The sequence below is a fragment of the Microcoleus sp. N9_A2 genome, from assembly GCF_036701775.1.
Taxonomy (GTDB): Bacteria; Cyanobacteriota; Cyanobacteriia; order Cyanobacteriales; family Microcoleaceae; genus Microcoleus.
This window is the reverse complement of record NZ_JAUBRH010000048.1, coordinates 41,623-52,407: the sequence shown is the minus strand read 5'-3', so window position 1 is coordinate 52,407 and position 10,785 is coordinate 41,623. Positions and strand designations below refer to the sequence as shown.

Below are 10,785 nucleotides of genomic sequence, written 5' to 3'. Positions count from 1 at the left end.
GGAAACTACACTACACAACGTCTTAAGTTTAACTCCAATTAGGTAACTTAATGTTTTGTTACATAGATATGTTTTTTTCCGCCTACCTACTTACTTAAACTTAAACAATCACTCAATTCCCCTACCAACCATTCTTTCTCAGCTTGCGGCAAAAATAAGCCAAAACAATAGTTACGCGACTTGGTGCGAATCAGGCAAAAAGTTATCGATTTTTTGAGCAATGGCAGATGAATTCCGCTCAACTTTACCCGCTGGATATCTTGAGGGCTGATTTGAATTGGTCTGGTGAATAGAAGAGAATCAATCCTACACAACCACATCAAAGCATAAAATACGGTAAATATTATTATAGCTTGAATTGATATAAAGAAAAATCGATCGTATAATGTATTTAGCCAGTCGGCTGCAGCGTATTTAAATATGTCCAGTAGACCTACAAAAAATACCCAAATCAAAGAGAAGGGAAGTAAAAATTTATAACTCAGATGAATTGGAAAAAACATTTGAGTTTGCTGGGGAAACGATCGGGGTATATCTTAATGAATAACCACCGTTTAGCGTCAATTAACGTAATTCGGGATTGGGGCGATCGCTTAAACATTTTTCGGGATTAATCCCTTTTGGCTGTTCCCCTCGCAATGCTGATAAAGCATCTTTTGCTGAGTGAAATCGATCTTCAATTGCGGGTTCAATTATCTTCTCTAACCAGTCGGCAAACTCTGTAGAAATAGAGACAATCTCGCGGAATTTTACCTTCAGCTTTTCTCTGGGTAAATCCGATGGAAATTTCTGGGTTAACAAGAAAAGCAGCGTCGTTCCTAATCCATACAAATCTGTTGATAATACAGCTTTTCCTCTGAATTGTTCTGGTGCCATGTAACCGTAGGTTCCGACAACGGTGCTGCCTCCAGTAACGGTATGGTGGTAAGTATTTTGAACTGCGCCAAAATCAACTAGGAAGACTCGCCCATTTTTTTGCAGAATAATATTTTGTGGCTTAATATCTCGGTGGATTGCAGGAGGTAACAGCGATTGCAGATAAGCTAGAATTTCTAGCAATTGATAGGCGATATGACGAACTTGAGCTTCATTTGGTTTCCAGCCATTTTCTATCCACTGTGCGAGAGATTTTACCGGTGCGAGTTGTTGGGCGATATAAAAACAACGATCTTGGGAAGTATCCACTTGAAAGTAGTCAATGTAGCGAGGAATTCCCGGATGATTCAATCCCGATAAAGTTTTTGCTTCTCGTTCAAATAACTCGATTTTCTTCCATTCAGTTGTCAGGCGCAGGGATAAAGCTTTGAGTGCAACTTTTTGATTGCTGTTTAAATCTACAGCAGCATAGGTGATTCCAACTCCACCCTGTCCTAATTTGCCGATTATGCGATATCTTTCAGCAATGATTTTTTCCGATTGTTCTAGTGTTTCCATATTTTTATGCGTGGGGTTATTTGGGATAATTAGTCTGTTGCGCCGCGAGATCTGAGTATTTTGGCTGCTGCTTCTTGGTCGGGGTTCCAGTTGGTTTCTGCTATCTTGAGCGGCGTGTCGCCATCGCAGTTGGTAGCGTCAATTTTTGCACCTTTAGCAATCAGTAATTTTAAGATTTCTACAGTGCCATAATGTGCTGCTTTGTGGAGTGGAGTTGTGTTACACATATCTCTATTATTAACATCTGCACCGTTTTTAATTAGCAGTGCAGCAATATCATTGTGTCCAATCGCGATCGCTTGATACAATGGAGTTTGACCGTTCGCATTTCTAGCGTTAACCCTGGCGCCATTAGCAATTAGCTGTTCAGCGATATCTTGAGAGCCTTGAGCAACAGCAAGATGCAGGGGAGTTTGAAGCAAGTTATTTTTGGCATTAACGAATGCACCTTTGGCAATGAGTTTTTTGGCTACATCCTCAAGTTTGAAATCGACAGCGATATGCAGTAAAGTTCTGCCTTCTTTGTCTTCACTATTAACATCTGGGTTTTTACTAATTAGCCGCGCCACTGTATCCTGAAGTTTCAGGTCTACGGCGATATCCAGTGGAGTTTTTCTTTGATTATCCTGGATATTAATTTCTGCACCTTTAGCAATCAGCAATTTTAAGATTTTTACCGTGCCATAATGTGCGGCTTTGTGCAGTGGAGTTGTGCCAGATCCATCTATATTATTGACATCTGTACCGTTGTTAATTAGCAGTGCAGCAATCTCATTGTGTCCGATCGCGATCGCTCGATACAATGGAGTTTGACCCTTCGCATTTCTAACGTTAACCCTGGCGCCATTAGCAATTAGCAGTTCAGCGATATCTTGAGATCCTCGATCGACAGCTAGGTGTAACGGAGTATCTCCAGATTGGTCTATAGCGTTGATATCCAGCATTAGCAAAGCAGCAACTTCTTTTGTGGCTGCATAGTGCAGTGGAGTTCTTCGATAGTCATCGCGGATCGCCACATTTGCACCGTCTTTAATTAGCTGTTGTACCAACTCCTTAAAGCCTATTTTGGCTGCGTTATGTAATAAAGCTGTACTCTTGCCATTTCGGGCATTGTCTTCTTTGATGTTAATTTTTGCGCCTGCGGCGAGTAGTATCTTTGCGATCGCCTTCGATCGCGCCCTATGTAGAGGAGTCAAGCCATTTTTGTTTTTGGCATTGACATCCGCACCTTTAGCAATCAGCAACTTGGTCATTTCAGGCGATCGGGCAAAGAACAGAGGAGTTCCATCAAAATATTGACTTCCTGTCCAGGCGTTAATATCTGCACCTTTAACAATTAGCGTCTGTGCCACTTTTATGTGATCGTACACAGCAGCCATGTGTAATGGGGTCCAGCCATATGCACTCTTAGCGTTGACATCTGCACCTTTGGCAATTAACAATTCTGCCACCTCTTTTGAGCCAGCAAAGTGTAGTAAATTCTGATTATTTACCCTGCTATTAGCATTAATGCCAAGATCCAGATAATGCCTAACAGTTTGAGTATCTCCCTGTTCGACAGCCTCGACAACTGCATTGGGTGTAAATCCAATCCGGTTGAGGATGGGATATTTAAAGTGATTGAAAACAGCAACAGTAGCAATAGCAGCAATTCCTATTTTGAGGCGTTTTTTCCATTGCGTCGGATTGGATTTAACGTTAACTATTCGAGGATTGCGAAGAGATTCAAGCGCTTCTTTTGCCGAGTTAAAGCGGTTTTCTAAATCAGGCGCTATCATCTTTTTTAACCAATCGGCAAATGCTGAAGAAATCTGAATTTGAGAGCGAAAATCTCTTTCTAGTATATTTGTTGGTAATTCGGCGGGGGAACGGTGGGTTAGTAAATACAACAAGGTCGCTCCTAAACCATATAAATCTGTTGCAGGTACGGCTTGTCCGAGAAATTGTTCTGGAGCCATATAACCATAGGTTCCAACTACGGTACTTCCTCGCATTAAGGTATTGTAATAAGTGTTTTGCACGGCTCCAAAATCTACTAAGCAAACTTCCCAATCTTTTGGTTGGTGGGAATTAATGGGGGATTTGAAAACAATATTTTCGGGTTTAATATCCCGGTGGATAACAGGTGGTGTTTGTGAATGGAGATAAACTAAAATCTCCAAAATTTGTGTGGCAATGCGTTGAATTTCGGCTTCGCTAGCGTGCCAGCCACTTTCGACTAAACTTGCTAGAGATTGCCCTTGGGCCAGTTCTTGTACTATATAAAAACAACGGTTATCGGGAGTATCGACATAAAAATAATCCAAATAACGCGGAATTCCCGGATGATTCAATTTTGATAAAACATTGGCTTCTCGTTCAAATAGTTCCAGGACTTTCCAGTCATTCATCTTCTGTAAAGACAAAGCTTTGAGTGCGACTCGCTGATTGGTTTTGAGGTCAATGGCTTCGTAAGTTGTGCTACTACCGCCTTCTCCAAGCAGATTTTTAATCTGATAGTGGTTGACTAAGTTATGGGGAATTTGTGAAATAATATCCATAGCATTATTTTGGGGTGATGAGTACCAAGAAACATTTTATATTTGGGTTTTTGTAACCCAAGTCTTGAAAAATTTATGCAAGGTAAGTTGAGTGTTTGAGTATATTTCAAACAAGTCAATAGAAAAGTCAATGACGGACTCTGTATATTTGCTTAAATTTCAATTACCGTATTTCTATGGATACCTTACCCAGAATTTTGGAGTGTCATATCACCTTTGGCGAAAATTTACGTACGGGATCTTGATCGTAATCGAGCCGATAATCATAGCCGGCGCGATCGTAAATGCCTGCAAGCAATTCCGGCAAATTAACAATAGGTTCTACATCTTCTTCGCGCAAAGGAAGTTGTCGGTCTTTTTGAGATGCTAGCCAACGTTCGTAGGCTTCTCTATCGCCACTTTTTCTCTCAGCGCCCTCTGCGTCCTCTGCGGTTAATCAAAAAAAGTAGTGATTTTGGATACAATTCCCGACTAAACAGCCGATCGCACTCCTCAATTTTCGATGCGGATCTAAAATTCACCTAAAGTTCCACGCCCGATCGCCAAACCCTCCCTAAGATAGAAGTTAGGGGACGATCGGTCTCATAGCCGATTCAGGGGCAAGTGTCAAGGACTCCATCGAACCCAAATCCAGAGCAGCAAGACAGGGAGGACATCAAAATCATGGTAAACGCGCCGACAGGGGAAGCCCGCCTGGGCCCGATCGAGCAGGTACAATCCTTAGACCGCGATTGCACAACCCTATCCCGTCACGTACTCCAGCAACTTCACAGCTTTTCAGCAGATGCTCAGGATCTCAGTGCCCTGATGAATCGCATCGGACTAGCTGCCAAGCTGATCGCTAGGCGACTCAGCCGAGCCGGATTAATGGCAGATGCCTTGGGGTTTACAGGGGCTACGAACGTGCAGGGAGAATCCGTCAAAAAGATGGATATCTATGCCAATGAAGTGTTTATCTCGGTATTCCAGCAAAGCGGACTGGTCTGCCGCTTGGCTTCGGAGGAAATGGAAAAACCCTACTACATTCCCGAAAACTGTCCGATCGGGCGCTACAGTCTGCTCTACGACCCCATAGACGGTTCTTCCAATCTTGACACCAATCTCAATGTCGGTTCCATATTCAGCATCCGCAAGCAAGAGGGAGATGATGCAGACGGATCGGCCTCAGACTTGCTGCAACACGGACACAAACAAATCGCCGCGGGCTACGTGCTCTACGGCCCGAGTACCATGCTGGTTTATTCGATCGGGCAGGGCGTTCATTCCTTCACCCTAGACCCCAGTTTGGGCGAATTTATTCTGGCAACCGAAAACATTCAGACGCCTGAAAGCGGCCCGACTTACAGCGTTAATGAAGGCAACTTTTGGCAGTGGGAAGAATCTTTTCGCGATTACATTCGCTACGTACACCGCAGCGAAGGCTACACCGCCCGGTACGGTGGGGCTTTGGTGGGAGATTTCCACCGGATTTTATTTCAGGGAGGTGTGTTTTTGTACCCCGGAACGCTGAAAAAACCGGAGGGCAAATTGCGCTTGCTCTACGAATCGGCTCCTTTGGCGTTTTTGATGGAGCAAGCCGGCGGGCGCGCCAGTACCGGTATTCAAGACATCTTAGACGTTGTGCCGACCAAACTGCACGAGCGATCGCCCTTAATTATCGGCAGTAAAGAAAATGTAGCGATGGTCGAGTCTTTTATTCAAGATCGATCGCGCAATCCTAGAACAGTCCAAGAGTGAAGTCATTAGTCATTAGTTATTAGTCATTAGTTATTGGTGATTAGTTATTGATGATTAGAACCAAAAAATCACAACTAACAACTAACAACTAAGCAAGGCCCAATGCTTTTAGACCCGATCCTAAAGTCCCAATTAACAGCTATCAAATTGTAGGAGTTACAGTAATGACAGCAACACCAACGAATCACCTGTTAGAAATCAAAGAAATTGGCCAAAGTATCTGGATGGACAATTTGACTCGGGATCTGATCGAGTCCGGCGAACTCAAACAGATGATTGAAACTCGGGGACTGCGCGGGATTACATCTAATCCGGCTATTTTTGAGAAAGCGATCGCGGGTAATGTGATTTACGACGCGGATATCGAAGCGGGCATCCGGGCGGGTAAATCTGTAATGGAGATTTACGAATCTCTGGTATTTGAAGATATCCGCAACGCTTGCGACATCTTCGCCCCGGTTTATGCAGAGTCGAAGGGTTTGGACGGTTACATCAGTATCGAAGTGCCACCGACGATCGCCAACGACACAGAAAGCACTATTAGCGAAGCCATACGCTATTACCAAGCCCTCGGCAAAGAAAACGTGATGATTAAGATTCCCGGAACCGCTCAAGGTTTGCCCGCAGTCGAGCGAGTCATCAGCGAAGGGATTAACGTTAATGTGACTTTGCTGTTCTCCGTTGACAGCTACGTCGAAACCTTCTGGGCTTACATTCGCGGTTTGGAAGCGCGGGTGGCTAAAGGTTTGGATGTGAGCAATATTGCTTCTGTTGCCAGTTTCTTCTTGAGCCGGATCGACATCAATATCGATGGCAAGATTGACGAGAAACTCAAAAATGTCACAGATATTTCCACAAAAGCAAAACTGGAAGCGGTGAAGGGGAAAATTGCGATCGCCAATGCGAAGATAGCTTACCAGAAGTATAAAGAGATCGTAGCGAGCGATCGCTGGCAAGCTTTAGCGGCCAAGGGAGCGAAAGTACAGCGCTTGCTGTGGGCTTCCACCAGCACCAAAAACCCCAACTACAGCGATGTCATGTACGTCGATGAACTAATCGGCCCCGACACCGTTAACACTTTGCCGCCGAACACTGTTGAAGCTTGTTTCGATCACTGCGATGTCGCACCCCGGATTGAGAACAACGTTGCAGAAGCTTACACGCTGATCGAAAGTCTCAAAGATCCCGACATCGACATCAACTTGGACCAAGTGATGACAGACTTGCTCTTGGACGGGATTGATAAATTCGTCACCCCGTTCCAATCCCTGATGGATTCCTTGCAAGAGAAAGTGCAGAAGTTGTCACCCGTCGCCTAGACAGATATCTGTATCCTTGAAGGCAGAAGCATTTAGGAGTCGGAATAGATAATTGTTTGGCTTCTTAAATGCTGAGTTTTAAATCCTCTCTAGGATTTTTGAGATTAATGCCTCTCAGAGTTCCTAGAGAGCAAAATCATCTGCCTCCTCTAGCAGTATGAAGAAGCGATTAACTCTCTCACCCACTAACTAGCAGAAATGACCGCAAACTATCATGGTGTCTTGGCAGGGTTAACAGCACTAGAACAAGGAAAATAAATAATGGTAACGCTACTTGAAAATCCACTGCGCGTCGGTTTGCGAAAAGAACGGGTCCCGGAACCACAAATTCTGGTAATCTTCGGAGCTTCTGGGGATCTCACCCAGCGCAAACTGGTACCTGCAATTTATCAGATGAAGCGCGATCGACGCTTGCCGCCGGAAACTACCGTCGTAGGTGTGGCCCGCCGCCCTTGGAGTCACGATTACTTCCGAGAGCAAATGCGCGAAGGCATTGAAGAATTTGGCGGTGGCATTGGCAACGAAGAATTTTGGCAAGATTTCGCTAAAGGTTTGTACTACTGTCCCGGCGACATTGACAACCCCGAAAGCTATCAAAAACTCAAAACTTTCTTAGCGGAACTCGACGAAGAAAGGAGAACTCGCGGCAATCACATATTTTATCTGTCAGTTTCCCCGAACTTTTTCCCAGAAGCAATTCGACAACTGGGGGAGGCTCAAATGCTGGCCGATCCAGTAAAACACCGCTTGGTAATTGAAAAACCCTTCGGTCGCGACTTGAGTTCGGCAAAAGCTCTCAACCGAGTCGTACAGAAGGTTTGCCAAGAACAGCAAGTTTACCGGATCGACCATTATTTGGGTAAAGAAACGGTTCAGAATTTAATGGTGTTCCGGTTTGCCAACGCGATTTTTGAGCCGCTGTGGAACCGGCAATTTGTCGATCACGTACAAATTACGGTTGCAGAAACAGTGGGCGTAGAAGACCGGGCGGGTTACTACGAATCCTCTGGGGCTCTGCGGGATATGCTGCAAAACCACTTGATGCAGATTTTCTGTTTGACGGCGATGGAACCGCCGAACTCCCTCGACGCCGACAGCATCCGCACCGAAAAGATGAAAGTTCTGCAAGCAACTCGCTTGGCGGATTTGAATAACTTGGAGTTTTCCGCGATTCGCGGTCAATATTCCGCAGGATGGATGAAGGGCAAACCCGTGCCAGGTTATCACGAAGAACCGGGGGTTGCTCCCAATTCGACAACGCCGACTTTTGTGGCGATGAAGTTTATGATTGACAACTGGCGCTGGCAGGGAGTGCCTTTCTACCTGCGTACCGGTAAGCGGTTGCCGAAAAAAGTTAGCGAAATTGCGATTCAGTTTCGGGAAGTGCCACTGTTAATTTTTCAGTCTGCCGCCCAACAAACTGCTCCTAACGTTTTGACTATGCGGGTGCATCCCAACGAGGGAATTTCGCTGAGGTTTGAGGCGAAAATGCCGGGGCCGGATTTGCGGACGCGGACGGTGGATATGGATTTCAGTTACGGTGCTTCCTTTGGGGTGACATCTTCGGATGCTTACGATCGCCTTTTGATTGATTGTATGCTAGGCGACCAAACTTTGTTTACTCGTTCTGATGAAGTAGAAGAAGCTTGGCGGGTGGTAACTCCGGCGCTGATGGCTTGGGAATCGTCCAACGACCAAAGTTTGGTGCCTAAATACGAAGCGGGTACTTGGGAACCGACGGAAGCAGAACAGCTAATTAACAGAGACGGCCGCAAGTGGCGACGACTTTAAGAGTCAGTTGTCAGTTGTCAGTTGTTAGTTGTCATTAGCTAGGAGTAAATAGTAAGAGTCATTAGTCATTAGTCAGCAGTCAGTAGTCATTAGCTAGTAATTGGTAATTGATAATTCTTAATTAGTAACCAATGAAGAATGAACAATGACTAATGACTAATAACTAATGACTAATAACTAATGACTAATAGCTAATGACTAATAGCTAATGACTAATGACTAATGACTAATAACTAATGACTAATAACAAAGGAGACAAAATTTATGACGATGACACCGATGAAAGCTCCGCCTTTGGTTTCGCTGCAAAATCCTAAAGATGTGTCGATCGACCAAATAGAGGCAGAACTGAGTCAAATCTGGGAAAGTTATAAAGAAGCTGGGTCAAAGGGCGATTTTCCGATCGCGACTAGGGCAACAACTTTTACTTTTGTAGTCTACGAACCGGAAGAAACTCAGCATTTATTAGCGGATCTAGGATTTTACGAAGGGCCGATTGACGGTATTACAGGGCCGATGACGGCATCAAGCATCAGGGCGGCTCAAAAATCTTACGGAATGCCGAGAACTGGCAAGCCTAGCGCTGAATTGCTGGCGACTTTGCGGGAAGAAGTGGCTCGCAAAAATTCCCAGGGAGAGCTTTTGGGCCCTACTGGCTTCGGTTCGGGGGGCTCTGGGGTGGCAGACGCGATCGTAGCTGCGAATCCCTGCCGGATTATTGCTCTGTGTCCGACGGCGGGGGAAGACACGGGCGTGCAGGCTCAAGTGGCTGCTTATTGTCCGGTTCACAAGCGGGACAGCGGCAATCTGATCTGCTGCGAGTATATTACGCTCCGGGGTACGGAAGCTGCTCTGGAACGGGTGAGCGCGATCGTGACGGCGCTGACGATCTCGGATTTGCCGACACTGCTGTGGTGGAAGGCTCATCCCGATGCCGATCGAGGTTTGTTTCAGCGGCTGGCGGAAACTAGCAGTTCTGTGATTATCGACTCTAGCAGCTTTGCTGAGGAGGAGGCGGAGTTGCTGTTGATGCAAAGTTTAATAGAGGAAGGAATTCCGATCGCGGATCTGAATTGGCGCAGGCTGGCGGCGTGGCAGGAATTGGCTGCGGAGGCTTTCGATCCGCCGGAACGTCGGGCGGCAATTCAAGAGATCGATCGAGTGACGATAGATTATGAAAAGGGCAATTCTAGTCAAGCACTGATGTATTTGGGCTGGCTGGCGAGCCGGCTTGGGTGGCGTCCGGTTGCTTTCAAACAGGAAGAGGGCGACTATCAAATCAAGCGAATTAAATTTGCGGGTGCCGACGAACGTGTTGTAGAAGCTGAGTTAGCGGCGATTCCAACTGCTGATACAGGCGATGTCCCCGGCGATTTGATTGCTCTGCGTCTGAATTCTACGAACGAAAACGCTGACTGCGGTACGGTTCTGTGTTCCGAAACCGGCGGCTGTATGCGGATGGAAACGAAAGGTGGTGCTCAGACCGCTCGATTTAACCAGGTGACTCCTCTGTTTGACCAGGTGACGGAACAGTTGCTCGGCCAGCACTTGAAGAGTTGGGGCAGGGATGTGCTTTATCAGGAAAGTTTGGCGGTGACGGCCCGGATGCTGAAGTTGGCTAAGCGGTAAAGGAAGGAAGAAGGAAGAAGGAAGAAGGAAGAAGGATTGAGTTAATATTCAGTGGGGTAGGCAATGTCTGCCCTACTTTTATTCTTCTCTTTTCTTCCTTAGCGTCCTTAGCGTCTTCTTGCTGTCGTTAAATAGTTATTATTTGAGCGGTTCGAGAGCAATACTCATAACTTTATCAACTGTCTATTTTTATGAGGAAAGATTGCATAAATCTTTGATTGATACAGAAACCGCAGATGCAAGGCAGATTAACACAGATTAACGCAGATAATTTTATGATTGGAAAGCGACTTTAGTAATCTGGCGTTGCTTAATCAGAGTATGAAAAAGAACTA

8 protein-coding genes are annotated in these 10,785 nt (G+C 45.5%); 4 read left to right on the top strand and 4 right to left on the bottom strand.

What is annotated here, in order from left to right; genetic code table 11:
* Positions 1 to 86: 86 nt before the first annotated feature.
* The 4 genes from QUA44_RS22745 to QUA44_RS22730 all read right to left on the bottom strand — a co-directional run bounded on the left by QUA44_RS22745 (position 87) and on the right by QUA44_RS22730 (position 4,314).
* Entirely contained in the window at positions 87 to 503 is a 417-nt protein-coding gene (locus QUA44_RS22745; RefSeq protein WP_333254528.1) for a hypothetical protein, read from the bottom strand.
* Between the two features lie 61 nt (positions 504 to 564).
* On the bottom strand, positions 565 to 1,434 hold the full coding sequence (locus tag QUA44_RS22740) for a serine/threonine-protein kinase (protein ID WP_333254530.1): 870 nt from the start codon (positions 1,432 to 1,434) through the stop codon (positions 565 to 567).
* A 29-nt stretch (positions 1,435 to 1,463) separates the two neighbouring features.
* Entirely contained in the window at positions 1,464 to 3,974 is a 2,511-nt protein-coding gene (locus QUA44_RS22735) for an ankyrin repeat domain-containing protein (RefSeq protein ID WP_333254532.1), read from the bottom strand.
* Between the two features lie 205 nt (positions 3,975 to 4,179).
* Positions 4,180 to 4,314 carry a DUF4058 family protein gene (locus QUA44_RS22730; RefSeq protein ID WP_445242804.1) on the bottom strand — a complete coding sequence of 45 codons (135 nt, stop codon included), beginning with the start codon at positions 4,312 to 4,314 and terminating at the stop codon, positions 4,180 to 4,182.
* A gap of 323 nt (positions 4,315 to 4,637) precedes the next feature.
* Here QUA44_RS22730 and fbp point away from each other — a divergent pair, with 323 nt between their 5' ends.
* The 4 genes from fbp (at position 4,638) to opcA (ending at position 10,450) form a co-directional block, all read left to right on the top strand.
* On the top strand, positions 4,638 to 5,711 hold the full coding sequence (gene fbp, locus QUA44_RS22725; protein ID WP_333254534.1) for a class 1 fructose-bisphosphatase: 1,074 nt from the start codon (positions 4,638 to 4,640) through the stop codon (positions 5,709 to 5,711).
* A gap of 164 nt (positions 5,712 to 5,875) precedes the next feature.
* Positions 5,876 to 7,030, top strand: coding sequence for a transaldolase (gene tal / locus QUA44_RS22720; RefSeq protein ID WP_333254536.1), 1,155 nt, complete (start codon positions 5,876 to 5,878; stop codon positions 7,028 to 7,030).
* A 261-nt stretch (positions 7,031 to 7,291) separates the two neighbouring features.
* Positions 7,292 to 8,821: a glucose-6-phosphate dehydrogenase gene (gene zwf, locus QUA44_RS22715; protein WP_333254538.1), complete on the top strand. Its 1,530-nt coding sequence runs from the start codon at positions 7,292 to 7,294 to the stop codon at positions 8,819 to 8,821.
* A 264-nt stretch (positions 8,822 to 9,085) separates the two neighbouring features.
* Positions 9,086 to 10,450 (top strand): glucose-6-phosphate dehydrogenase assembly protein OpcA, encoded by a 1,365-nt coding sequence (gene opcA, locus QUA44_RS22710; RefSeq protein WP_333254540.1) that lies wholly within the window; start codon positions 9,086 to 9,088, stop codon positions 10,448 to 10,450.
* The last annotated feature ends 335 nt before the right edge of the window (positions 10,451 to 10,785 follow it).

What these genes read in the sequence shown, in the direction of transcription:
- QUA44_RS22745 (WP_333254528.1), bottom strand. Translation starts at nt 503, where the DNA reads ATGTTTTTTCCAATTCATCTGAGTTATAAATTTTTACTTCCCTTCTCT.
- QUA44_RS22740 (WP_333254530.1), bottom strand. Translation starts at nt 1,434, where the DNA reads ATGGAAACACTAGAACAATCGGAAAAAATCATTGCTGAAAGATATCGC.
- QUA44_RS22735 (WP_333254532.1), bottom strand. Translation starts at nt 3,974, where the DNA reads ATGGATATTATTTCACAAATTCCCCATAACTTAGTCAACCACTATCAG.
- fbp (WP_333254534.1), top strand. Translation starts at nt 4,638, where the DNA reads ATGGTAAACGCGCCGACAGGGGAAGCCCGCCTGGGCCCGATCGAGCAG.
- tal (WP_333254536.1), top strand. Translation starts at nt 5,876, where the DNA reads ATGACAGCAACACCAACGAATCACCTGTTAGAAATCAAAGAAATTGGC.
- zwf (WP_333254538.1), top strand. Translation starts at nt 7,292, where the DNA reads ATGGTAACGCTACTTGAAAATCCACTGCGCGTCGGTTTGCGAAAAGAA.
- opcA (WP_333254540.1), top strand. Translation starts at nt 9,086, where the DNA reads ATGACGATGACACCGATGAAAGCTCCGCCTTTGGTTTCGCTGCAAAAT.